Below are 24,749 nucleotides of genomic sequence, written 5' to 3' on the forward strand. Positions count from 1 at the left end.
ATGAAATACGGTCTTTTAACATACGACGAAAACAAACGCTTTTTCAATGTAGGCGATAACATACAAAGTCTTGCGGCAAAACAGTTTTTACCAAGAGTAGACATGCTCTTAAATAGAGAACGTTTGGCTGATTATAAAGGTGAAAAAATAAAGCTTATAATGAATGGCTGGTTTACACATAATATTCATAATTGGGTACCTTCTGAAGATATAGATCCTATATTTGTTTCTTTTCATATGAATAATACTGCTGCCCCAAGTATGTTAAATGATAAAGGTATAGCCTATTTAAAAAAGCACCAACCTATTGGCTGTAGAGATCAATTTACTGCAGACACATTAAAAGCCAAAGGCATTGATGCCTTTTTTACGGGTTGTTTAACACTAACGTTAGATTCTTATAAAGTAGACGATTCTGAAAGAACTGATAATATATATATTGTAGACCCTTTATATAGCTATCCTAGGCCTGAAAAAATCTTTTATAATCTAAAAGCAACTGTTAGAAATATTTTAAATGGTTCTGCTTTTCAATTATCCAAAAAGAACAAACATCTTAAAAAATTTATTGATGATAATCTTTTAAATTCAGCAGAATTTATAAATCAAGAACCGCCTTCAAATACCTATACTGATGAACAAAAATTTGAAATGGCTGAAACTTTATTAAAAAAATATGCACGAGCTAAATTAGTAATTACATCTAGAATACATTGTGCTTTACCTTGTTTAGCATTGGGTACGCCTGTTATTTTTATTAATGGCTTTGATAGCTTTGTAGATTCTTGTCGTTTCGACGGTATTTTAGAACTCTTTAATCGTATAGATATTAATAGTAAAACGGGTGAATTTACTTCAAATTTTGGTTTAAAAGGAAAAATAGATGAAAATACAAATATTAAAAACCTTGAAAAACATCATGAATTAGCAAATTCTCTTAAAGAAAAAGTAAAAAGCTTAATTTAAAACCTCTTATAATCTTGACTAATTTATTATACATAGTAAATCGTATTGATGGCCCTGGCGGGCTAGAACGGGTACTATCTATAAAAGCTAGTTACTTGGCAGATAATTATGCTTACAAGGTGCATATCTTAACATTAAATCAAGATACCAACACTCTATTTTATAATTTTAGTAAAAAAATACAATATCATAACATCAAAGTTGGGGGCAATGCATTTGCCTACTTAAAAAGCTACAAAAAAGGCATTCAAGATAAAATTAAGGAGATTGCTCCAGATATTATACTAGTTTGTGATGATGGACTTAAAGGCTTACTTTTTCCTTTAATTATAGGCAAACCCTGTCCTTTAATTTATGAACGACATGTTTCTAAAAATGCAGAATTACAAGTAAAAACACCAAATATTTATCAAAAAATAAGCACATGGCTTAAATTTAAGCTAATGAATCTGGGTGCTAAACAATATGATAAATTTGTAGTGCTTACTAGTGGTAACAAAAAAGAATGGCATCTAAAAAATATAACGGTAATTCCTAACCCACTCTCATTTTATCCTAATACCCCTAGTTCTTTAAACAAAAAAAATGTGATTGCTGTAGGGAAACAATGTTTTCAAAAAGGATATGACCGTTTATTAAAAGCCTGGGGGCTAGTTCATAAATCTTTTCCAGATTGGAATCTTAATATTTATGGTACAATTAATAAAAATGAAAAATTAGAGACCTTAGCAAAAGAACTTAATATTTCTAATTCGGTAAATTTTCATAAACCCGTAAAAAATATAGCAGAAAAATACCAAGAATCATCTATTTATGTCATGTCTTCTCGCTACGAAGGATTTGGTATGGTACTTACAGAAGCCATGGCTTATGGCGTACCATGCATTTCTTTTAATTGTCCACATGGTCCTAGTGATATTATTAAAGATGGAGAAGATGGTTTTCTTGTTCCAAATGGAAATGTAAATATGCTTAGTGATAAAATTAAAACATTAATAGAGGATAGTGAATTAAGAAAAAATTTAGGAGAGAATGCAAGACAAAATGTAAAGAATTATTTACCAGAGTTTGTGGTTAAACAATGGGATATGCTTTTTAAAGAACTATTAAAACACAAAACAGTATGAAAATTGTTTTTTTAATAGATCAAGTACATCGGCACGGAGGTATAGAACGTGTATTGTCTATAAAAGCCAATTATCTTGCTAATAATAGTGATAATGCTGTTTATATTATAACTTCAGAACAAAATAAAAACAAAGCTTGTTATCACTTTAATTCTAATATTACTTTTAAAGATTTAGGTGTAAATTACCATAGAAACTTATCCTATTTTCATCCTAAAAATGTATTAAAAATCCCAAAACACATACGCTTAGTAAAGCAAACTCTAAATGAAATAAAACCAGATATTGTTGTGGTTTGTAGCCATAGTGTCGATACCTATTTTGTACCATTTATTAAGAAATCTATACCTAAAGTTAAAGAATTTCATTTTTCTAAATCTATAGAAATTCCGTATCGAAAAAAAGGGGCTAAATCAAAGAAAAAGTACTTTTTATATTTTGCTGATTTTGTCGAAAAAAAATACGATAAGCTTGTTGTGTTAAATAAAGATGAAGCTAGTTATTACAAATCTAATAATATTGCCGTAATACCTAACCCCTTAACCTTTTATCCCTCACAAGTATCTCAATTAAATAAACCCGTTGCTATTGCTGCTGGTAGAATTGCACCTGTAAAACAGTTTGATTTACTTGTAGACATATGGGAACAAATACATAAAAAAAATAACAATTGGCAATTACATATATATGGCGAAGGTGATAAAAATTATGTGAGTACATTGCAGAAAAAAATTGATGAAAAGCATTTGTCAAAACACATACTATTAAAGGGCAAAACAGATAACATACAAGATAAGATGTTAAATGCATCGGTGTTTTTAATGACCTCAGATAATGAATGCTTTCCCTTAGTTTTATTAGAAGCCCAAGCCTGTGGATTACCTATAGTGTCTTTTGATTGTCCACATGGCCCTAGAAACATAATAAGTAATAAAAACGGTATACTAATACCTCCAAAAAACCAAACAAAATTTGCCAATGCGGTTATAAAAGTTATAAATAATGAAACATTAAGAATGAATTTTGGACAGCATGCTAGAGAAAATGCAGCTAGCTATAATGTAAAAGCTATCATGGACAAGTGGTTAACAATTTTCAATCAATTAATAAAATAAAAGTATGAGAACAATACTATTTTATATTTATAGAGTTTTGTTAATCCCTCATGTTGTACTTTATTTATTTAGCACCAATAAAGAAACAATTAGTAAAGATTTAGATAGATGGTGTGTTGCAAAAAGTATAAAAGGCTCTAAAATTAATAGTTTACTATATTTATTGTGCCATTCTAAAGATTTTAGAACTATTTTTTATTTTAGAATTAATAACCCTATAAAGCATTTATTTAAATTATATTGTAAAGGAGAACAAAACTTTACTATAGATGTCAATACCAAACTAGGGGGAGGCATTTTAACGGGTCACCCCTACTGTACTATTTTAAACGCTAAATCTATAGGAGAAAATTTTTATGTAAATCACTTAGTAACCGTTGGGGAAATTGACGGTAAAAAACCAACCATAGGTAATAATGTTTCTATTTTTACAGGAGCCATTGTTATTGGTGATATTGTTATTGGAGATAATGCCAAAATTGGTGCGGGTGCTGTAGTGGTTAAAAATGTTCCAGAAAATGCTACCGTTGTTGGGAATCCTGCAAAAATTATTAATAAGTAAAATTTCAAATTTGTATGCAACAAAATATAATGAGTTTTAGAGAATTACAAAAAATAGCAAAACAAGTTTCTAAAGGGGGAACCCCAATAAAAATTGCAGTATTAGCAAACCATACAACTACATTTTTTTGTAAAGCTTTAGAAAATTATTTATTAGTAGAAGGCTATAATCCTTCTATATACGAAGCTGGCTATGACCAAATAGATATTACCATTATTGATAGCTCATCTAAGTTATATGAGATTAATCCTGAAATAGTTATAATTTTTGAATCATCACTAAAACTAAAAGATAATTTCTATGCCTTAAAATCTAACGAAGAGCGCTCTCATTTTTCAAGTAGAATTTCTGATTTAATTAACTCCAGAATAGCTGGATTACAGAGTGGTAATATAAATTCAAAAATTATTTACATGTCATATGAGTTGATAGACGACCAAATTTATGGCAATCTATTTTCAAAAATAACGCATAGCTTCTATAATCAACTTTGGAAAATTAATAATAGATTAATTGAAATATCTGAAAAAGAAAATAATTTCTATGTATTTGATATTAATAAATACATAAAAAATTTAAATGATTACAGAGATTGGGCATCTTACATAAATTCAGACCTACACTACTCCATTGATACTCATACACATATAAGCTATCATGTAACTAAATTTGCTAAGGCTTTTAAAGGTAGTTTTAAGAAATGTTTAATCCTTGATTTAGATAATACGCTTTGGGAGGCATTATAGGAGATGACGGATTAGAAAAAATACAAATTGGGTCTTTAGGTATAGGAAAAGCATTTACAAAAATTCAAAAATGGGCAAAAGAATTAAAAAATAGAGGTATAATCTTAGCTATTTGTTCTAAAAACAATGAAGAAATAGCTAAAAACCCGTTTGTAAACCATAATGAAATGGTTTTAAAACTAGAGGATATCTCTGTTTTTGTTGCTAACTGGAATAATAAAGCCGATAATATTAGGTACATTCAAGAAGTCCTTAATATAGGATTTGACTCAATGGTGTTTATTGATGATAATCCAGCCGAAAGAGAAATTGTAAGACAAAGTATTCCAGAGATAACAGTACCAGAACTCCCTGAAGACCCTGCGCTTTACTTACCCTATTTAACTAATTTAAATTTATTTGAAACGGTATCATATTCAAAAAATGATAATGATAGAACATTACAATATCAGCAAGAAGCTGAAAGACGTAAATTAATTTCACAAGTCACAAATATGGATGACTACCTAAAATCTTTAGAAATGTATGGTAGCATTAGTGATTTTAGACAAAAGGATGTTTCTCGTATTGCACAATTAACTCAAAGATCTAATCAGTTTAATCTTCGTACTAAAAGGTATACAGAAGATGATATCATAAAATTTATGAACTCTAAAAACCATTTAACCTATAGTGTTAAGTTAAAAGATAAATTTGGTGACTACGGGTTAATTTCTGTTATAATACTTGAAAAAACTTCTAGCAATGTCTTTTTCATTGACACTTGGATTATGAGTTGTCGTGTATTAAAACGTGATGTCGAATATTATGCCCTCAACAAAATAGTTGATGATTTACAAAAATTAAAAATCGACACTTTACAAGGTGAATACTTAGAAACAGCAAAAAATAGTTTAGTTGCTGATTTATTAGAAAAACTCACATTTTCAAAAGAAAAAAATGATAAGATTTATAGTTTAAACACAAATACTTATAAACCCTTTAAACACTTTATTTTATGAATGATTATTTAAATGAATTAACTCTACTTTTTCAAGAAGTTTTAGAAAATGAAGATATTAATTTAACAGAAGAAACAAATGCAAATGATATAGATGAATGGGACTCAATAAATCATATCTATTTAGTTGTTGAAATTGAAAAAAAATTCAACATAAAATTTAGTAGCTCTCAAATTCTAGAATGGAAAAATGTTGGTGACATAATAACTTCCATAAAAGAAAAAATGAAATAAAAATATGCTATTTAATTCTTTTGACTTTTTTATTTTTTTACCAATTGTATTTCTATTGTATTGGTTGGTTTTAAACAAGTATTTAAAAATACAAAACCTACTTTTATTAATAGCTAGTTATGTTTTTTACGGTTGGTGGGATTGGAGATTTTTATCTCTTATCCTTTTAAGTACATTAATTGATTACTTTGTAGGTATACAGATATTTAAGAATATAGAAAACTCGAAAAAAAAGAGATTATGGCTGTGGGTATCAATGAGTTTTAATTTAGGCATATTAGGGTTCTTTAAATATTTTAATTTCTTTATAGACTCATGGATTAGTGCCTTTAATTCCATTGGTTATGAAATGGAATATTACTCTTTAAATATTATTTTACCTGTCGGGATTTCTTTTTACACATTTCAAACTATGTCATATTCACTAGACATAAGTAAAAGAAAACTAGAACCAACAAAAGATTTTATTGCATTTGCCACATTTGTAGCATTCTTTCCGCAATTAGTTGCTGGCCCTATTGAAAGGGCATCAAATTTACTTCCGCAATTTTTCAAAAAACGTCATTTTGATTACAAAATGGCTATTGATGGTGGACGGCAAATTTTATGGGGTTTACTAAAAAAAGTTGTTATAGCAGACAATTGTGCCTCATATGTAGATGATATTTTTCAAAATTTCTCTAATTATTCTAGTGCTTCTTTAATTTTAGGTGTAGTTATTTTTGCTTTTCAAATTTATGCCGACTTTAGCGGATATACAGATATAGCCATAGGTGTGGCAAAATTATTTGGATTTGAATTTAAAAGAAATTTTAATTACCCTTACTTCTCAACAAATATTTCAGATTTTTGGAAGAAATGGCATATATCACTGTCTAGTTGGTTAAATGATTACTTATTTACTCCACTTGCTGTTGAATTCAGAAACTATAAAAAATATGGTATTTTTATGGCAGTTTTTATAACCTTTTTAATCTCAGGTTTATGGCACGGTGCTGGTTGGAATTATATCTTTTGGGGTGGTATACATGGCTTATTTTATATTCCTATAATTTTTTCTCAAAAAAGATTTAGCTCAATTTCCACCAATAAAGTTGTAAAAAATAAAGGCGCAACTTACAAAGACATCCCTAAAATAATTTTAACATTTTTTATGGTTTGCTTTACCTATATATTTTTTAGATCTACTAGTTTAAAAAATGCATTTGCTTTCAATGAAGCTGTTTGGGATGGATTATTCAAACAAAATATTCTTGATATAAAAACTCCAGATATCACATTACTTATATTTATTCCTTTATTGATAATCACTGAATGGTTTCAGCAAAGTAAAGATTTCGGACTAGACATTCAGAACATTAATAGTAAATTGGTGAGATGGCTTATATATATCCTTATTTTATTTACAATTTTAATTTTTGGAGCTAAATCAAAATCTTTTATCTATTTTCAATTTTAATAAATATGAATAAATTTATAAAAAATATCATATTATTTTCTATAACATGTTTAATTCTTTTAACATTATTTTTGAAATTTTATGGCTCATATATAGATTATTTTTATGAAAAGTTTACAACTCCAAAAGCTACTTCTTTAATTATAGGGGGGTCTAGAAGCTTACAAGGAATTCAACCTAAAATAATTGACGATTATTTTAACAATAATGAATTTCAACTACCTATGTTCAATTTCAGTTTCACAATAGCTCAATCTCGCATAGGACCACTATATAGAAAAAGTATTCTAAAAAAATTAAATAACAAATCTAAAAACGGATTGTTTATAATATCAATAACTCCTTGGATGTTAAGCTCTCATAAAGCAAACGATAATAATGCAGGTGAGTTTAAAGAAGCTGATGCTCCTCCTAATAATATGAACTACATGTCTATGGATCCTAATTTCGAGTATTTAATTAAAAATTTAGATTACTTTCATTTTAGAGGGATATTTAGAAAATCATCTAAACTTCATGAAAATGGTTGGCTAGAGGAAAATAACTTGCCTAAAGACAGTTTAGTATTTAGAAATTGGAAAAAAAATCAAGTAAATATTTTAAAGGGTTTTGTTAAAGACTATAGTGTTTCAGAATACAGAAAGCAAAGTTTAGACACTCTTATTAAAGACCTTAAAAAGCATGGTTCTGTTTATTTAGTAAGAACTCCTGTTGATAAAGATATTTTAGAGTTAGAAAACAACTATTACCCTGAATTTGATAATTTTATAAAAAAAACAGCTCAAGATAACAATATAAACTATTTAAATTATAATGAATTAAAATCTAAAAAATTTAAAACCTATGATGGGCATCATCTGGATAAATATGGAGGAGAAAAGTTTACAAATCTCTTATGTGACTCAATTAGCAAACTAAATAAAATTTAGTGTATGAATAACATTATACCTTCAGCTAATTATTACGAAACATATATTTACTTATGTTTGTTTATTGTGTTATTTACTTTTATACATGCCTTAATATTGAAAATATCAGACACAAAAAACATCATTTATATAAATACTGTTGGATATTTCTTATTATTCTTTTTTATCATTTTAATAGGGCAAAGAGAAATTACTTCTCGCTATGGCTTCGGTGACACTGCTAACTATTACAAAGCTTTTAAAGCTTTTAGCTTAGGTGAGCCTATAAAAGATGCTAGAGATTTAGGATGGGATCTTTTTATGAAAATTTCAGCAACTATTGTTACGGCGCATACCTTTTTTACTATATGTGCCTTTCTCTATATATATCCGATGTACAAAATATCAAAACAATTATTCCAAGAGTATTGGTATTACTGCTTTTTTGCTTTTATCATATCTTTTTCATTCTATACCTATGGAGTTAATGGTGTTAGAAATGGGGTGGCGGCTTCATTATTCTTATGGGGGCTCGCCTACCGTAAAAATAAAGTAATAATGGCTTTATTTTTTATTTGGGGTGCCATGTTTCATAAAACCATCATGTTACCCATTTTAGCATATTTAATTACATATATATACAATAACCCTAAATTTTATTTAAAAGGCTGGTTAATTTGCATTCCTTTATCATTAGCCATGGGAAGTTTTTGGATTTCACTTTTTGCTGGTCTAGGGTTTGATGGTAGATTATCGGGGTATCTTGCTGGAGGTGCTGGCGGAGGCGTTCCTAGATTTCGATGGGACTTTTTATTTTACAGCTTTTTTGCTGTATTTGCTGGCTGGTATTATATATACAAAAAGAAATTTAAAGATAATTTTTATAACCAATTATTAAACACCTACTTAATATGCAATGGTTTTTGGGTGTTAGTTATTAGAGCTAACTTTTCAAATCGTTTCGCTTATTTATCATGGTTTATGATGGCGATAGTTATTTTTTATCCGCTGTTAAAACAACCTCTATTTAAAAATCATCATTTAATGCTTGCAAAAATACTTGTGGCATATTCTTCTTTTACTTTTTTAATGTATTTCGTTTATTACGGCTAATAAATTTACAATGACAGCACTTACCATTTTTACGCCTTCATATAACAGAGCATATTGTTTACATCAATGTTATGAAAGCTTAGTGAATCAAACAAACCAACACTTTATTTGGTTAATTATAGATGATGGTTCTACAGATAACACCGAAACATTAGTCAACTCCTGGATTCAAGAAAATAAAATACAAATTCAGTATCACTATCAAGACAATCAGGGCATGCACGGAGCTCATAATGCAGCTTACCGCCTCATAAAAACAGATCTTAACGTTTGTATTGATTCTGATGATTTTATGCCGCAAGATGCTGTAGAAAACATTATTAATTATTGGAACTCTATAGAACATAAACCTGAAGACCTTGCTGGATTTATAGGCTTAGATGCTTATAAAGATGGTAATGTTATTGGGCAAAAAATTCCTGATAATTTAAAATATACAACGCTAGAAGAGCTACATAATAAATATAAAATTACGGGAGATAAAAAATTGGTTTTAAAAACAGACATTGTTAAACAATTCCCGCCCTACCCCATTTTTCCAGAGGAACGTTTTGTACCCCTTGGAACATTGTATCTTCAAATTGATAAAAAATATAAATTAGGCTGTTTAAATAAAGTACTCTGTATTGTTGAATATTTAGAAGATGGTTCGTCTAGAAATATTATTAAACAATACTTCAGGCACCCTAAAGGATTTCAATATGCGCGTATAAATGCCTTAAAACACTCCAATTACTTTAAGGTAAGGTTAAAAAATGCTATTCACTATGTATCGCATTCCATACAATTAAAAGATTTTAAATTTTTAAATAAAAGCCCCAAACCATTGTTAACTTTTTTAGCAATGCCATTGGGCATAGGCCTATTTCTTTATGTGCTTTATATTAACAAGCTAAAAAAATGAAAGTATTACAAGTCATAAATTCTTTACGTTCTGGCGGAGCCGAAAAACTCATAGTAGATACCTGTGCTAAATTTTCTGAAAAGGGCTTAAAAGTAGATGTTTTATTATTAGATGGTGTAGAAACAGGGTTTCTCAAAAAACTAAAAGCAAATAAAAACGTTAATATACTTTACTTAGGCAAAGAAAATAATATTTACAACCCGTTTTTAATTTTTAAAATAAAATCTTTTTTTAAAAATTATGATATCATTCATGCGCACCTATTCCCTACCCTATATTGGGTTGGTTTTGCCAACTTATTAAATCTTAAAAAACATAATATAGTGTTAACTGAACATAACACCACTAACAGACGTAGAAAACTGTTTTTGTTTAAAGCTTTAGATAAAATAGCATATAATCAGTTTAATAAAATTATAACCATATCAGATGCGGTTGATGATAACCTTAAAAATCATTTAGGTGAAAAATTTAAGCCTAAGTTTATAAAAATTTACAACGGTATCAATTTAGAAGCTATCAACCTAGCTAAACCCTATAAAAAAGAAGATTTGCATTTTTCTGATGCCGATAAACTTATCATTCAAGTGTCTAGTTTTACGCCTCAAAAAGACCAAAAAACCCTTATTAAAGCAATAAGTAAACTACCCAATAATTTTAAATTAATACTAGTTGGCAAAGGGCCTTTAGAAGCAAGTTGTAAACAGCTAGCAAATGAACTAGGCATTACTGATAGAGTGCATTTTTACGGTGTTAGAAATGATGTGCCACAACTATTAAAAACAGCCGATGTAGTGGTGCTATCTTCATTTTATGAAGGCTTATCGCTTTCTAGTATTGAAGGGATGGCGTCTGGAAAACCTTTTATTGCTAGTGATGTACCAGGACTAACAGAGGTTGTTGAAAATGCGGGTGTGTTATTTGAAAAAGAAGATGATAATCAGCTTAAAAAAATTATAATAGAATTATTTGATAATAATTCATATTACAATGATATTACGAAAGCTTGTTTAAAAAAATCTCAGTTATTTGATATTAATATAATGGTTGATAATTACCATAACTTATATAAAACTTTACACTAATCATGTTATTTAACTCATTAGAATTTTTCATTTTTCTACCAATAGTGTTTATTCTATATTGGTTTGTTTTAAATAAAAAAATTAATCAACAGAATGTATTATTATTAATAGCTAGTTATGTTTTTTATGGTTGGTGGGATTATCGATTTTTATCATTAATAGCTTTAAGTACTTTAGTTGACTATTTTGTAGGGATTAGCATAGATAAATCACCTGTAAAATCTACAAAAAGAAAATGGTTAATAGTAAGTATTGTATTTAATTTAGGGTTATTAGGCTTTTTTAAATATTACAATTTTTTCTTAGAGTCATGGGTTGAATTATTAAACTCAATAGGTTATAATATTAAAAACCACTGGACATTAAAAGTTATTCTACCTGTTGGTATTTCTTTTTATACCTTTCAAACTATGTCCTATTCTATTGATATTTATAAAGGAAAACTTAAATCAACAAAAAACTTTATTGCTTTTGCAGCTTTTGTGTCTTTTTTTCCTCAATTAGTAGCTGGTCCAATTGAAAGAGCTTCTAACCTGTTACCTCAAATTTTAAAGAATAGAAAGTTCAATAAAATAAATGCTATAAGTGGTATTCAACAAATAATTTGGGGAATGTTTAAAAAGGTTGCTGTAGCTGATTCACTTGCTCCAATTGTAAATGACATTTTTAGTAATTATAATGATTACTCTGGAGGAACTCTCATTACTGGAGCAGTATTTTTTGCAGTTCAGATATATTGTGATTTTAGTGGATATAGTGATATAGCCATAGGTACAGCTAAATTATTTGGATTTGACTTAATGACTAACTTTAATTTCCCCTATTTTTCCAAAAGTATAGGTGAATTTTGGAGAAAATGGCATATCTCATTATCAACATGGTTTAGAGACTATTTATATATACCACTTGGAGGGTCAAAAGTAGGAAAAATCAAAGGAGTTAGAAATGTGTTTGTTATCTTTTTGGTTAGTGGCTTTTGGCATGGAGCTAATTGGACTTTTATTGCTTGGGGAGCTATTCATGCACTTCTTTTTATTCCTTCGTTTATATTGGGAACTAATAGAAACTATTTGGTTCAAACAAGTTCTAAAGTAAATATGTTTCAATATTTTAAAAATTTAATAAAAATTATATATACCTTCTTCGTGGTTACAATTGCTTGGGTGTTTTTTAGAGCTGCTACCATCCAAGACTCATTCAACTACATACTAAAAATAAATTCTTTTAAATTAGATAGTTTCAGCTTAATTAGTGTTAGCGATTGGTTTATTGTGATTACTCTTTTTATTATGGATTACGTGATGTTTAAAAAAATAAAGATTAATATCTTCTTTTGGGTTATTATGGTTATAGTAATTTTAGGTGCTCTAAACAGAGAAACTCAATCTGAATTTATATATTTTCAATTTTAGCATGAAATATTTTAAACAAGTTTTAATTAGTGTTTTAATACTAGAAATCATAAACTTACTCTTAGGTATAGTTAAATATGGCAATGATGCCTTTCTTCCTTATACTGCCTTCAATGAACCTCCTTTATATTATGATATAGATTCATTATACGGAGTAACTAGATTAAAAAACACCAAACAGATAATTTCTTACCCTTGGGGAGGAGTTTTAACAAAAACTAATTCTTTAGGTTTTGTTGATGATGAATTTGACACAAATGGAATTCTAGTAACCGGTAATTCTTTTGTTGAAGGTTATGGGATTAATAAGAATGCAAGATTCACAGAAATTTTAGAGCATGATATTAAAGGAGAGGGATCTATAAACAATGCAGGGTCAAGTGGGGCTTGGTCTCCTATTCAAAGCCTTATGGTTTTAAGAGATCTTTTAAAAAATAAGAAAATGGATTTCAAAAAATCCTTTTTAATACTGACTCCTGGTGAAGTTATTAATTTAGACAAAAGATCACCAAATAATGACCCTCAAAGGAACTATCCCTATAGAGATGGAGACTCTATTGTTTTTCATAAAGCTGAACATTCTAATTTTACCAATAGAATTTCAATAAAAAACAAAATAAAAAGGTTTACAAAGAGTTTACTGATATCTAAAATATATTTTACTTTTAAATATTACGGTTCTCCAAAAGTGAAACAAAAAATATTAAATTATGATAAAGCTAAATTAGATTGGTTTATTAAAAAAATTGAAGAAGAAAATTTTGATAAAAAAATCAACATTATAGTAATTAATAATTTGGCAAGAACTAAAATTAAAAATATTGAGAATTATAAAAATAAATCAAAAAAAGTTGATTTTTTTGTTATCAATTTCCCGAATGAATTAGATAACTACTTTATTTCTAATAGACATTTAAACAAGAAAGGAAATAAAGTTCTTGCTAAACTTTTAAAACCAATCATGGAAAAAAAATAAAAAAGCCACATATATTGGTATATGTGGGCTTTTTTATTAGTGTTTAATTAATTATTGACAACTATTATTCTCTAAATTTATATTTACTCCATCACTACTTACGTCAACACAGTCAACATTCTTTCCGCTAACTGTAATATCGTTATTGGAAATACTAATATCTTTACATCCACTCATAACCCTAATTCCATCTTGATTCTCAGAATTAATAGTATTACTATCAATGTTCATTTTTTCAGCATTTACTAAAGTAACACCTTCTTGAGATTCATTATTTACATAATCAACCCCAATTGCGTTGCTTAAAGTAACTCCTGAATTTTTTAATGAGTTATTTTCTATTGTTATTTTATAGTTTTCTTCTCCGTCACCTTTATTAACATTAACCATTTTAATGCCTTCCCTTCCTACATTTACTATTTCGTTATTATAAATATTAACATTTTCCATTGATGTAATATTCCCAAAAATTCCCGTAGAAGTATCTCTACTACTTTCAAATTTATTATTGTATATATCGGTGTTTTTTATGTCCTTTGGTTGTATTCCTACAGAAAAGTCAACTAAATAATTATCAGAAATAATCATATCTTTTTGATATGCTGCAATACCAATGTTGTACCCTATAATAGTATTACCAGAAATTACATTGTTATAAGTTGTTATAGAATTCGGGTGCCCCGTTGTAATGCCAGAACCTACTGTTTCTCCTGGGCGCGCCGTAATCGTATTACCTATTATATTAACACCAGCAGCAGCACCAATAGCTATCCCTCCCTCAGTATCATTGCCTTCAATTGTAACATTATCACCTATTGCTACAATAAAAGATCCTCGTTTACTCCCTCTTTCCACATTATTTCTAATAGTTATATCATATGCTTTTTCATACCAAATATAATTTCCATTTGAGTCTTTACTTCTATAGGCCTCTACATCTAGACCATAACCAGGAGCCATACCTTTAGAATTCGCATAATCCTTTCCTGCGTTTTCAAATAAATTATTTTCAAGTAACATATTAAAACCATCTGTTATGGAAACATTATTTCTCCTATTATCCCTGAAAATACAGTTAAATACTCTAATATTATTTGATGGTGTGTAATGAGGTTCAAATGTAAATCCTATACTATTTATATCTAAACCATCTCCAGTACCCTCAGCCATAAGCACACCATCTACTTCCACATTGGTAGCTCCATGTATTATTAAAACATGCCCATAAGCATCTAAACCTTCTTCCAAGTCATCATCATGTTCAAACCTGTCTCCATATAAATTACCTCCTTTAATTACCACATTAGACTCATCCCTTACTGCTAATAATGCGTAATTTTTTCTTCCATTAGGTTGAACTCTTAAATAAGTATCATCAGACATTTCTAAAGTAAAATCAGAAGGAACATTGATAGCTTCTTGAGATGGATAAAAATTTTGGTTAGTGGTGGTACTTGTAACCTTAGATACTTCAAAATAAGCATCCATTTCTCCTATCTTGAGAGTATTAACCCCAAATTCCTTTAGTCTAATCATCATGTCTTCTAATATATTATTATTCCGTTGGGCAACTTCAGAAGATACTTTTCCTTCTACAATTCCCCAACGCTCTGGGATAAAGTCAAAAACAGGGTCTTTTAATGCTGGTGTAGATCCTGCTAAAGTAATTGTTGAATTTAATAAGTTACCATCTATGGTGGTATTGTCAGAAAAATTCAAGGTACCATTAATAATATCACCGCCTTCATAAAGAATAGTTACATTAGATGGTAAATTAACTGTAGCACCTTCTAAGTCCATTACACAATTAATTACAACAGTATCTCCTGCTGCTACATCATTTAAATCAAAGTCGCATGGTAATGATGCATCTACTTCAGTATCTTCATTAGTAGTATCATCAGTTTCTTCTTCAGGTGTTTCTTCTGTATCATCTCCAGCAGTGTCATCAACTACTTCCTCTACAACATCTTCAATAAATAGCTCTTCATTGTTACATGACATAAACATGGTCATCAACATAAACATCAAAATCATAGGTTTAAAACTCTTTTTCATAATTGTTCAATTTGGGGTGAATCATTTCTTTTACAATATTATTTTTTTAATCATTAAAATCGTTAATACGTATGTTTTTTTCGATAAAAAGCATTATGTATTTTCAAAAAAATCGATGTAACGCAAAATTATCCGATTAAATGTTTATCATATTAACTATTAAAATTAATATACGTTGAAATGATTTTTTTAGACGTTAAACTCCCGCTTTATTTTTTACCATGCAAAAATATGTAAAAAGAACCAACACCTAACCCACTGTTAATAAGTTGGTAATAACTTTTTAATGGCATTATTTATTCAGCATTAAATGTTTAACTAAAATGGTGTAATTAATTAGTAATTTAAAATAATTATATATTGTAACCATACTCTCCACCCCACCCTCTTTTCACCACTTCACTAAATAGATACCCTATAGATGCCCTATAGATGTCCTATGGATGTCCTATGGATGTCCTATGCTCTACTTATCATTTTTTTTTAAAATAATTATTTAATTTAAAGGTGTTACTAGGCATGTAAAACTTCCTAAATTCATGGGTAATCATGCCAACAATTCCAATCAACCTAATTTTATGACCGTAAAAAGATGAATTATTTATCAAACAAATTACTTTTCTATATTTGCTTCGGTCAATGTAATGGCTCCAAATCAAAAAAATGAAAAAACTTATACGAATTACCACAATCCCTGGTTCTATTAATGGTTTACTTAGAGGGCAACTTAAATTTATGTCTGCTCATTATGAGGTTATTGGCATATCTTCAAATGATGAAGGGTTTTTAAAAGAAGTAAGTGAAAGAGAAAACTTTAGACCTATAGCTGTAGAAATGACAAGGAAAATTTCACCTTTAATAGATATTATAGGCGTTATCAAGCTATACACAATTATTAAAAAAGAAAAACCTTTTATTGTACACACACATACCCCAAAAGCTGGCACACTAGGGATGATAGCTGCAAAATTAGCTGGAGTACCACACAGGTTGCATACCATTGCTGGTTTACCGCTTATGGAAGCTACAGGAATTAAAAGAAAAATATTAAACAAGGTTGAAAAACTAACCTATGCTTGCGCTACTAAAATTTATCCTAACTCATACGGGTTAAAAACCATAATACTTAATAACAAATTCACTACTGAAGATAAATTAAAAGTAATTGGTAACGGGAGCTCAAATGGTATAAATACAGAACACTTTAACCCCAAAAAATATGATGATGAGTTTTGTATAAAGCTTAGAAAAGAATGGAATATAAATAAAAATGATTTTGTATTTGTATTTATTGGCAGATTGGTAGCCGATAAAGGTATTAATGAATTAATTGCTGCTTTTAACAAGTTATGCAAAAACAATACTAATATAAAATTACTTCTAGTAGGTAAACAAGAAGAACATTTAGACCCTTTAAAACCAGAAACGTTGTCGTCAATAAAAACTAATAAACAAATAGTATTTGCAGGGTGGCAAAATGATGTTAGACCTTATTTTGCAATTTCTAATGCTTTGGTATTTCCTAGTTACCGAGAAGGCTTCCCTAATGTAGTACTTCAAGCAGGTGCTATGGAATTAGCATCTATTGTAACAGATATTAATGGCTGTAACGAAATTGTAAGCCACAATGAAAATGGCATTATAGTACCCGTAAAAAGCACAGAGAAACTTTATGAGGCAATGCAAGGTTTTTTATTAAAAACTAAAGAAGAACTTAGAGCTATGGGTAAAAAATCTAGAGATAGAATTGTAAAAATGTATGACCAGCAATTTGTTTGGGATACGCTTTTAAAAGAATACAAAAACCTGAAACATTAAAAATTTATAAAATGCTTAAAAGAATTTTGCTTATTAAAGGTTTTTTTAAGGATCCTGATAAAAAAAGCTTTTTTAAAATAATTTATGAGTTATTTATTTATGGATGGGCAAAAAAAGAATTCCCTACTGATTATTTTAGAAAATTTCTATACCGAAAAGGTGTTACCAACATTACATCATATTTAAGCTTAAAAGAATTTTATAGTATCATTGATTCTAAAAAAATTTTAGTACCAGATATTGCTACTATTCTAGAAAGTAAACTGAGTTTTTCTTTATTTACTGATAAACATAATTTACCCGCCCCACAAATTATTAGTTACAATATTGGTAAAAACTTTTACTTTAATTCTAAACACTATATAATTAATTCTAAAAATGAATTAATTGATTTTTTTGCAAAAGTATTTAACAACTCTAAAGAAGCTGCTTTATTTTTAAAACCTATAAACGGTATTGGCGGTAAAGGGTGTTTACTTTTTAACAAAGAGCAATTTAAACTACAAATTAATGACGACTGTTATAATACGTTAGTAAACCATAATTATTTGCATCAAGAAAAAATAATGCAACATCCTACCATAAATAAAATTCATCCTAATGCAATTAATACACTTAGAATTAACACGTATTTAGATACAGATGGTAATAGCCATGTTATTTCTGCGCTTATGCGGTTTGGATCTGGAAACTTAGTAACAGACAACGAAAGCTCAGGAGGATTTTATATAGCGCTAGATATTGAAAATAAAGCTCTTAAAGGGGTTGGTCGCCAAAGTATGTCAAGAAACGGCAATACATTTACGCATCACCCCGATTCTAAAGTAAAGCTAGATGGTTTTAAAATACCATATATTACAGAATCTATAGAATTAACGCTTTTAGCTGCCAAAATGCTTCCTACACGCATTATTGGTTGGGATATTGCAATAACCCAAAAAGGCCCTGTAATTATAGAAGGTAACTCGAACCCTTCTCTTAATATGGCAGATATAGCTTATGGGGGACTTTGCAAACATCCTTTAATTAAAAATATTTTAGATGAAATTAAAAATTAACTAAATCATGTTTTCAATTATAAGCCCCAAGCAATTCTTATACAAAATACTTGACCTAGTAAAAAAAAATAAAAACAACCACTATAAAGAAGTAAAAAACTTAGTTGAAAAAGGAACAAATAACACCTCTCAATTAAAAGCGCTCTTACAGCACGCTTGTACTAGTACCATTTTCTATAATAAATTTGATTATAAAAAAGGAATTAAAGCCTTCCCCGTAATTAATAAAAACACTATAAAAACAAATTATAGTAGTTTTCAATCTGAAAAATTTAAAAAAGCAAAATGCAGAATAGTAGCAACAAGCGGTTCTACTGGAATTCCTTTTAAAGTACATCAAAACTTAATCAAAATACTTAGAAATACTGCAGATAATTTATATTTTTCAGAATTGGCAGGCTATAATATAGGTAACAAACTCTATTATTTTAGAATGTGGAATGCCTTTGATAAAAAAGGGGTATTAGAAAGATGGATAATGAATATGATACCTATTGATGTTTTTGAACTAACAGATGTTTTTTTTAGTAATTTTTTAAAAAAAATTAAAAATAATAAATCACCAAAAAGTTGGATTGGGTATGCTTCCTCATTTGAAACAATGTGCAAGTATTTAGAAAAAAATGAAAAAAAACCTATAAACTGCAACTTAAAATCAGTTATTGCAATTTCAGAAAGTTTATCACCTTACACCAAACAAACACTAAAAAAATACTTTAATGTAGATGTTGTTTCTAGATATTCAAACGTTGAAAACGGCATTATAGCCCAACAATTACCCAGTACTTCATATTTTATTTTAAACACAGCTAGTTATTACGTAGAAATCCTAGATATTAATTCTGATAAACCTGTTGAATTAGGACAAAAAGGTAGAATTGTTATAACCGATCTATTTAATTTTAGTGTCCCAATGATTAGATATGATACTGGTGATATTGGAGTTATGGAAATAATTGATAAAAAGCCTGTTTTAACAAGTATTGAAGGTAGAAAAATTGATGCTATAACAAACACAAAAGGAGAAATTATAGCTAATAATATCATGCTTCTTCTTAATAATTACCATGAATTAAACCAATGTCAATTAATTCAAAAAAATAATAAGGTTTATGTTTTTAAAATAAATATAAACGGTGAATTTAAAAATGAAAGAAAATTTATTGATGACTTTAAAACCTATTTGGGTGAAGATGCCATCATTAAAGTAGAGTATGTAGATGAAATTCCACTATTGGCTTCTGGTAAAAGACGTGTAATGATTAATGAAACAAACACAAAAACATCTTAGCTCGTAAAACAATTCTTATATTTGCGTGACAATTCTTATATTTTTCATTTTATCAAAAATAAAAGCTTTTAGTCTATAAAAAGTATATCAATTAAATATATAGATTACTTTTATGCCAAACTTAACCAAATCAATGTACTCAATCTTCATAAAAAGACTTATTGACTTTTTTGCCGCTTTAATTGGTTTTATAATATTGTCTCCTGTTTTTATTGTTGTAACTATTTTTTTATTCTTTAGTAATAACGGTAAACCCTTTTTCTTACAACAACGTCCTGGTAAAAATGAAAAGATTTTTTCCATTATCAAGTTTAAATCAATGAACGATAAAGTAGATGAACACGGCAACCTCTTAAGTTACGAGCAAAGAATTACAAAAGTAGGAGCTTTTATAAGAAAATATTCCTTAGATGAAATACCACAACTTATCAATGTAATTAAAGGAGATATGAGTTTAGTTGGCCCAAGACCTCTTTTGGTAGAATATCTTCCACTATATAACGAAGAACAAAAATTAAGACATAAGGTAAAACCAGGAATAACAGGTTGGGCACAAGTTAATGGAAGAAATACTATATCATGGCAGAAAAAATTCGCTTTAGATGTGTGGTATGTAAACAACATATCTATACTTTTAGATTTAAAAATCATCTTTCTTACCATTAAGCGAGTTGTGAAAAAAGAAGGTGTAAATAGTTCAGAAAACTTAAATATGCCTGTGTTTACAGGAAACAATTAATTTAAAGCTAGCATATTAATGAGCTTAATGAATAAAAAAACAAATATTGTTATAATTGGAGCCTCTGGTCATGCTAGGGTTATTATAGATATTTTAGAAAGAAACAACCAATACAACATAGTTGGTTTAATAGATTCGTTTAAACCTGTTGGTAGTTACATTTATAATTATAAAATATTAGGTCGTGAAAAAGACATTCCTAATCTAAAAAAAACACACAATTTTAGGCACGGCATCATAGCTATTGGTGATAACTGGACCCGAAAAAAAATTCATGAAAAAATAGTAAAAATAGCCCCTCGTTTTAAATTTATTAATGCTATACACCCTACTGCTGTAATAGGTAAAGACGTAAAAATAGGAAAAGGGGTTGTTGTGGTTGCAGGTTCAATAATTAACAGCAATGCAGTTATTGGAGATTTTTGCATTATTAACACCAAAGCCTCATTAGGTCATGATAGCCAACTAAAAAAATATGCTAGTTTAGCACCAAATAGTACCATTGGTGGTAATGTTAAAATAGGCACCTGTACTGCTATATGTTTAAGTGCCAGTATAATTCAAGATATCACCATTGGCAAACACTGTATAATTGGTGCTAGCTCACTAATTATAAGAGATGTACCTAATAATTCTAAAGTTATAGGAATTCCTGGTAAGGTTATAGAAAAGATAAAAAAAGGAGAAAAATATTTATACCATTCTGAAAGTTTAAAAGCCAAACAGAAAGGTGTATTAGAGATGATTACAGAGAAAGATAAATGGCAAAAAACATTGTCTGAAATTGGTAAATATGATTTCTATCACACCTATGAATACCATCTCCTCTCTAAAAAAACTGATGAAACGCCAGTTCTTATCCTTTATAAAACAGAGAAAAACTCTTTAATAGCACTTCCGCTCCTAATCAGAAATATTCAAAACTCTGATTACAAAGACGCTACTTCTGTATATGGATATGCAGGGCCTATATGTAATAAATTAGCTTCTAACCTAAATACCTTTGAATACCAACAAACTATTTTTAAATACTTTGAAGCAAATAATATTATCTCCGTTTTTTCAAGACTTAACCCTTTTATGCCGTGTCAAACTGAAATTTTAAATGGCTTAGGAAAAATTGTACATCAAGGCAAGGTAGTTAATATTGATTTAAATTTAGATATTGATATCCAACGCAGAAATTACAGAAGTAGATTAAAAACACATGTTAATAAAGCAAGAAGATTATGCTCTGTTAGAAAAGCCGTAAACAAAGAAGATTTAGAAGCTTATATTAATATTTACCATGAAAACATGGATCGGGTTAAAGCTAAAAACTTATATTATTTTGAAAAGTGCTACTTTGAAAATATGGTAAAAAGCCCAAGCTTTGATACAGATGTTCTACTAGCTATTGAGAACGAAACAGGTACCATAGTAGCTGGTAGTATGTTTGTTACTACTAATAATAATATTGTACAATACCATCTCTCTGGAACAAAAAATGACTATTTGCACCTAACACCTACTAAACTTCTTATAGACGAAATGCGATTAATAGCTAACGAAAGAGGTTGTAAATTTTTTAACCTAGGAGGTGGTTTAGGTGGTAGTGATCACGATTCACTTTTTAACTTTAAAGCTTCATTTTCTAAAGACTTTAAAGATTTTAACCTATGGAAGTTAATTGTAAATAAAACTGCTTATAATGAGCTTGTTGCAAAAAAAGGAATTAATAAAGATGCTTCATTTTTCCCTTTATACAGATTCACTGATGATATAAATGTAAACTTGTGATAAACCAAAACCCCTTTCTATCAAAAACATTTACTAACATTTGGCTAAAACATTTTAATTTTGGCAAACCTCCCTATACTTTTAATTTTATAAAAAAACTCGCTTTTTTTAAACCATTTAAGTTACCGCTTTATGTTAATGTAGGCAGGAATTTAACTAAAGGGATGTCTTATACATTAGAAAACCATCTAGATTACAAAAGAAAAACGTTCTTAATTTATGATGTACCAGAGTATTTTAATTTGCCCTTTCTAGAAGACAATACGACTTCCTTAAAACTAAAAAAAATAAAACAATACCCAGGTTACTCTATTAATATAGATAACTACAATAATCTTGACGAATTTTTAAAAACAACTTTTAGTAAAAGTAGTAACCAAAAACTTAGACGCTATTTAAGACGGTTAGAACTTTGTTTTGATATCTCTTATAAAATGTTAATTGGCCCTACTGATAAAGCTGAATACGATAGAGTATTTAATCACTTCCATAGCCTTTTAACAAAACGTTTTAATGATAAAAAAACAACTAACAACAACTTAAACCCAGAGGAATGGAACTTCTATAAAGAGGTAGCCTACCCTTTAATTTTAGAAAAAAAAGCGGGTTTACACGTTGTTTATAATGGCAACACCCCTATTTGTGTTAGACTTTTATATTTTTCGGAGTCAATTATATTTGATGCCATAACTGTTTTTGATATAGACTATACCAAATTTCATATAGGTAAAATTTCAATAATGAAAATGCTTGAATGGAGTTTTAATAGCGATTATAGTTATTTTGACTTCTCAAAAGGCTATTTTGATTACAAAGAAAGTTGGAGCGATTTAAAATATAATTTTGAATACCATATACTGTATGATAGCAAGTCTATTACTTCAATTGTAATAGCCACTACCCTATCTAGATATTTTAAAATAAAACAGTTTTTAAGAGATAAAGATTTTAATAAAAAATTACACAATCTCAACTTTATACTAAAAAGCAAAAATATAAACACACAAAAGCCAATTATCCAAGAAATTGGTTCTAAAAACATTGAATATACAAACGATATGTTGGTTAAAATTGATTTCTTAGATTTAGAATATTCATTTTTAAGAAAATTTGTTTTTGACTTTTTGTTCTTAAACAGTGAACATATTAAAAACCTTAGTGTTTATAAGTTTGAAAAAATAAACCAAAATTATTTTTTGATAGAATGTCCTAAAAAACAAACAATAGTTTATCAACAAAAACAAACCTGCAAAATAGTATGATTAAAAAACAAGACTTTTATTCTAGTTTTTTTGAAAAAAACAACATTCCTGTTGCATATAAATCTATTGCATTTAAAGACCAAAAAATCTACACATCTCAGGCTACTTCTAACAATTTAAAATCAACATATTCATACACTTACGTTCCAGATTATATTACATGTGCTCCTAAGCACAAACTAAAAATAAAAAACATATTCTTAAAACATGGTTACGCTGCCAACTTATCTAACTACAAAACAATTGATGACTATGTAAAAACAGCTTTTAAAAGTAGTTTTAGAAATAATATTAAACGGTCTTTAAAAAGAACAGAACTTTGCTTAAATATTGATTACAAAATGTATTATGGAGCAATAGAGCAAGAAAATTATAATAATTTAATGCAATTGTTTCATAAAATGTTATCTAAACGTTTTAATAACGTAAATGCACGAAACCTGACACTAGAAAACTGGGACTTTTATGAAAAAAATGCCTATAATTTAATTCTTCAAAAAAAAGCATGTCTGTTTGTTATTTACAACAATAATACACCAATTGCTTTTTCTTTAAGTTTTGTTTTTGATAAAATATTTTATTTTGCCATACCAACTTTCAATCTAGATTATTCAAAATTTACCCTTGGCAATGTGGTTATATATAAAAATTTAGAATGGTGTATTAACCATAAATTCAAACTTTTTGATATGGGGTATGGCGGCTTTGAAAACAAAGTTAATTGGTGTGACACCACTTATAATTTTGAACATCATATTATAAGTAAGCAAAACAATTTAAGAGCTAACCTACACGCTTTCTTTCTTACTTATAAGTATAAGTTAATTAACTTTTTAATAGACAAAAAAGTAAATATCAAAATCAGAAAATTTTTAAATAAACTTAAAAAAACACCTGTACAACCTATAATAACCTTTAATATAACTTCTTGTGATAAAACTTATAATAAAAATAATCTACTAGCAATTGATTTAGATTCTGAAAACTACCAGTATTTAAAAAAACCACTGAATGATTTTTTATACTCTAACCAAGAAAAAATTGTAGATGTTTCAATTTTTAAAATTAAAGAAGAGAATAACACGTATCTGATTAAAGGAAATAAAAAACAAATAAAAATAAAGGTTGTACAATAAT

Annotated in this window: 22 protein-coding genes; 21 read left to right on the plus strand and 1 reads right to left on the minus strand. The window is 28.4% G+C overall.

Annotated features, from left to right (window positions below):
• From BWZ22_RS14720 to BWZ22_RS14780, 14 genes are all read left to right on the plus strand, one after another.
• Complete coding sequence (locus BWZ22_RS14720) at window positions 1-966, plus strand: polysaccharide pyruvyl transferase family protein (protein ID WP_076701365.1); 966 nt, start codon at window positions 1-3, stop codon at window positions 964-966.
• 14 nt (window positions 967-980) lie between these two features.
• Window positions 981-2,093, plus strand: coding sequence for a glycosyltransferase family 4 protein (locus BWZ22_RS14725; protein WP_076701367.1), 1,113 nt, complete (start codon window positions 981-983; stop codon window positions 2,091-2,093).
• Window positions 2,090-3,208 carry a glycosyltransferase family 4 protein gene (locus tag BWZ22_RS14730; RefSeq protein WP_076701370.1) on the plus strand — a complete coding sequence of 373 codons (1,119 nt, stop codon included), beginning with the start codon at window positions 2,090-2,092 and terminating at the stop codon, window positions 3,206-3,208. The genes BWZ22_RS14725 and BWZ22_RS14730 overlap by 4 nt, the downstream gene beginning before the upstream one ends.
• A gap of 4 nt (window positions 3,209-3,212) precedes the next feature.
• A complete protein-coding gene (locus BWZ22_RS17025) occupies window positions 3,213-3,770 on the plus strand; it encodes a serine O-acetyltransferase (protein WP_076701374.1) in 558 nt (185 codons plus the stop codon).
• A 14-nt stretch (window positions 3,771-3,784) separates the two neighbouring features.
• Complete coding sequence (locus BWZ22_RS16525; RefSeq protein WP_157607984.1) at window positions 3,785-4,516, plus strand: hypothetical protein; 732 nt, start codon at window positions 3,785-3,787, stop codon at window positions 4,514-4,516.
• Entirely contained in the window at window positions 4,501-5,517 is a 1,017-nt protein-coding gene (locus BWZ22_RS16530; RefSeq protein WP_083692390.1) for an HAD family hydrolase, read from the plus strand. The genes BWZ22_RS16525 and BWZ22_RS16530 overlap by 16 nt, the downstream gene beginning before the upstream one ends.
• Window positions 5,514-5,750: an acyl carrier protein gene (locus tag BWZ22_RS14745; RefSeq protein WP_076701377.1), complete on the plus strand. Its 237-nt coding sequence runs from the start codon at window positions 5,514-5,516 to the stop codon at window positions 5,748-5,750. The genes BWZ22_RS16530 and BWZ22_RS14745 overlap by 4 nt, the downstream gene beginning before the upstream one ends.
• Window positions 5,751-6,006: 256 nt before the next feature.
• Complete coding sequence (locus tag BWZ22_RS14750) at window positions 6,007-7,209, plus strand: MBOAT family protein (protein WP_371326807.1); 1,203 nt, start codon at window positions 6,007-6,009, stop codon at window positions 7,207-7,209.
• A gap of 5 nt (window positions 7,210-7,214) precedes the next feature.
• Entirely contained in the window at window positions 7,215-8,138 is a 924-nt protein-coding gene (locus BWZ22_RS14755; RefSeq protein ID WP_076701382.1) for a hypothetical protein, read from the plus strand.
• Between the two features lie 3 nt (window positions 8,139-8,141).
• On the plus strand, window positions 8,142-9,230 hold the full coding sequence (locus BWZ22_RS14760; protein ID WP_076701384.1) for an EpsG family protein: 1,089 nt from the start codon (window positions 8,142-8,144) through the stop codon (window positions 9,228-9,230).
• 10 nt (window positions 9,231-9,240) lie between these two features.
• Entirely contained in the window at window positions 9,241-10,134 is an 894-nt protein-coding gene (locus BWZ22_RS14765) for a glycosyltransferase family 2 protein (protein ID WP_076701387.1), read from the plus strand.
• The gene (locus BWZ22_RS14770; RefSeq protein ID WP_076701389.1) at window positions 10,131-11,219 is read left to right on the plus strand and encodes a glycosyltransferase; all 1,089 of its coding nucleotides are present in this window, start codon (window positions 10,131-10,133) and stop codon (window positions 11,217-11,219) included. Before BWZ22_RS14765 ends, BWZ22_RS14770 begins: the two co-directional genes overlap by 4 nt.
• Window positions 11,220-11,221: 2 nt before the next feature.
• Window positions 11,222-12,631: an MBOAT family protein gene (locus BWZ22_RS14775; RefSeq protein WP_076701392.1), complete on the plus strand. Its 1,410-nt coding sequence runs from the start codon at window positions 11,222-11,224 to the stop codon at window positions 12,629-12,631.
• Between the two features lies 1 nt (window position 12,632).
• Window positions 12,633-13,607, plus strand: coding sequence for a hypothetical protein (locus BWZ22_RS14780; RefSeq protein ID WP_076701394.1), 975 nt, complete (start codon window positions 12,633-12,635; stop codon window positions 13,605-13,607).
• A gap of 51 nt (window positions 13,608-13,658) precedes the next feature.
• On the opposite strand, the gene BWZ22_RS14785 is transcribed toward BWZ22_RS14780, so the two are convergent.
• A complete protein-coding gene (locus BWZ22_RS14785) occupies window positions 13,659-15,665 on the minus strand; it encodes a right-handed parallel beta-helix repeat-containing protein (protein ID WP_157607985.1) in 2,007 nt (668 codons plus the stop codon).
• 663 nt (window positions 15,666-16,328) lie between these two features.
• On the opposite strand from BWZ22_RS14785, the gene BWZ22_RS14790 reads away from it, so the two are divergent.
• From BWZ22_RS14790 to BWZ22_RS14825, 7 genes are all read left to right on the plus strand, one after another.
• The gene (locus BWZ22_RS14790) at window positions 16,329-17,483 is read left to right on the plus strand and encodes a glycosyltransferase family 4 protein (RefSeq protein WP_076701399.1); all 1,155 of its coding nucleotides are present in this window, start codon (window positions 16,329-16,331) and stop codon (window positions 17,481-17,483) included.
• 11 nt (window positions 17,484-17,494) lie between these two features.
• Window positions 17,495-18,541 carry a sugar-transfer associated ATP-grasp domain-containing protein gene (locus BWZ22_RS14795; RefSeq protein ID WP_076702552.1) on the plus strand — a complete coding sequence of 349 codons (1,047 nt, stop codon included), beginning with the start codon at window positions 17,495-17,497 and terminating at the stop codon, window positions 18,539-18,541.
• A 7-nt stretch (window positions 18,542-18,548) separates the two neighbouring features.
• Window positions 18,549-19,832: a CoF synthetase gene (locus BWZ22_RS14800; protein ID WP_157607986.1), complete on the plus strand. Its 1,284-nt coding sequence runs from the start codon at window positions 18,549-18,551 to the stop codon at window positions 19,830-19,832.
• A gap of 133 nt (window positions 19,833-19,965) precedes the next feature.
• On the plus strand, window positions 19,966-20,571 hold the full coding sequence (locus BWZ22_RS14805) for a sugar transferase (RefSeq protein ID WP_076701402.1): 606 nt from the start codon (window positions 19,966-19,968) through the stop codon (window positions 20,569-20,571).
• Window positions 20,572-20,598: 27 nt separating this feature from the next.
• Window positions 20,599-22,350: an acetyltransferase gene (locus BWZ22_RS16695; RefSeq protein WP_198027628.1), complete on the plus strand. Its 1,752-nt coding sequence runs from the start codon at window positions 20,599-20,601 to the stop codon at window positions 22,348-22,350.
• Between the two features lie 164 nt (window positions 22,351-22,514).
• Window positions 22,515-23,612, plus strand: a complete 1,098-nt coding sequence (locus BWZ22_RS14820; RefSeq protein WP_157607988.1) for a GNAT family N-acetyltransferase — start codon at window positions 22,515-22,517, stop codon at window positions 23,610-23,612.
• Window positions 23,609-24,748, plus strand: a complete 1,140-nt coding sequence (locus BWZ22_RS14825) for a GNAT family N-acetyltransferase (RefSeq protein WP_076701409.1) — start codon at window positions 23,609-23,611, stop codon at window positions 24,746-24,748. Before BWZ22_RS14820 ends, BWZ22_RS14825 begins: the two co-directional genes overlap by 4 nt.
• Window position 24,749: the final 1 nt, after the last annotated feature.

The sequence above is a fragment of the Seonamhaeicola sp. S2-3 genome (assembly GCF_001971785.1).
In the GTDB taxonomy this organism is placed as follows: Bacteria; Bacteroidota; Bacteroidia; order Flavobacteriales; family Flavobacteriaceae; genus Seonamhaeicola.

Excerpts from the sequence above, each read along its gene's own strand:
- BWZ22_RS14820 (WP_157607988.1), top strand. The coding sequence starts at position 22,515 with ATGTCTTATACATTAGAAAACCATCTAGATTACAAAAGAAAAACGTTC.
- BWZ22_RS14730 (WP_076701370.1), top strand. The coding sequence starts at position 2,090 with ATGAAAATTGTTTTTTTAATAGATCAAGTACATCGGCACGGAGGTATA.
- BWZ22_RS14780 (WP_076701394.1), top strand. The coding sequence starts at position 12,633 with ATGAAATATTTTAAACAAGTTTTAATTAGTGTTTTAATACTAGAAATC.
- BWZ22_RS14765 (WP_076701387.1), top strand. The coding sequence starts at position 9,241 with ATGACAGCACTTACCATTTTTACGCCTTCATATAACAGAGCATATTGT.
- BWZ22_RS14800 (WP_157607986.1), top strand. The coding sequence starts at position 18,549 with ATGTTTTCAATTATAAGCCCCAAGCAATTCTTATACAAAATACTTGAC.
- BWZ22_RS14760 (WP_076701384.1), top strand. The coding sequence starts at position 8,142 with ATGAATAACATTATACCTTCAGCTAATTATTACGAAACATATATTTAC.
- BWZ22_RS14790 (WP_076701399.1), top strand. The coding sequence starts at position 16,329 with ATGAAAAAACTTATACGAATTACCACAATCCCTGGTTCTATTAATGGT.
- BWZ22_RS14770 (WP_076701389.1), top strand. The coding sequence starts at position 10,131 with ATGAAAGTATTACAAGTCATAAATTCTTTACGTTCTGGCGGAGCCGAA.
- BWZ22_RS16525 (WP_157607984.1), top strand. The coding sequence starts at position 3,785 with ATGCAACAAAATATAATGAGTTTTAGAGAATTACAAAAAATAGCAAAA.
- BWZ22_RS14805 (WP_076701402.1), top strand. The coding sequence starts at position 19,966 with ATGTACTCAATCTTCATAAAAAGACTTATTGACTTTTTTGCCGCTTTA.
- BWZ22_RS14825 (WP_076701409.1), top strand. The coding sequence starts at position 23,609 with ATGATTAAAAAACAAGACTTTTATTCTAGTTTTTTTGAAAAAAACAAC.
- BWZ22_RS14785 (WP_157607985.1), bottom strand. The coding sequence starts at position 15,665 with ATGAAAAAGAGTTTTAAACCTATGATTTTGATGTTTATGTTGATGACC.
- BWZ22_RS14720 (WP_076701365.1), top strand. The coding sequence starts at position 1 with ATGAAATACGGTCTTTTAACATACGACGAAAACAAACGCTTTTTCAAT.
- BWZ22_RS14775 (WP_076701392.1), top strand. The coding sequence starts at position 11,222 with ATGTTATTTAACTCATTAGAATTTTTCATTTTTCTACCAATAGTGTTT.
- BWZ22_RS14745 (WP_076701377.1), top strand. The coding sequence starts at position 5,514 with ATGAATGATTATTTAAATGAATTAACTCTACTTTTTCAAGAAGTTTTA.
- BWZ22_RS14750 (WP_371326807.1), top strand. The coding sequence starts at position 6,007 with ATGAGTTTTAATTTAGGCATATTAGGGTTCTTTAAATATTTTAATTTC.
- BWZ22_RS14755 (WP_076701382.1), top strand. The coding sequence starts at position 7,215 with ATGAATAAATTTATAAAAAATATCATATTATTTTCTATAACATGTTTA.
- BWZ22_RS17025 (WP_076701374.1), top strand. The coding sequence starts at position 3,213 with ATGAGAACAATACTATTTTATATTTATAGAGTTTTGTTAATCCCTCAT.
- BWZ22_RS16695 (WP_198027628.1), top strand. The coding sequence starts at position 20,599 with ATGAATAAAAAAACAAATATTGTTATAATTGGAGCCTCTGGTCATGCT.
- BWZ22_RS14795 (WP_076702552.1), top strand. The coding sequence starts at position 17,495 with ATGCTTAAAAGAATTTTGCTTATTAAAGGTTTTTTTAAGGATCCTGAT.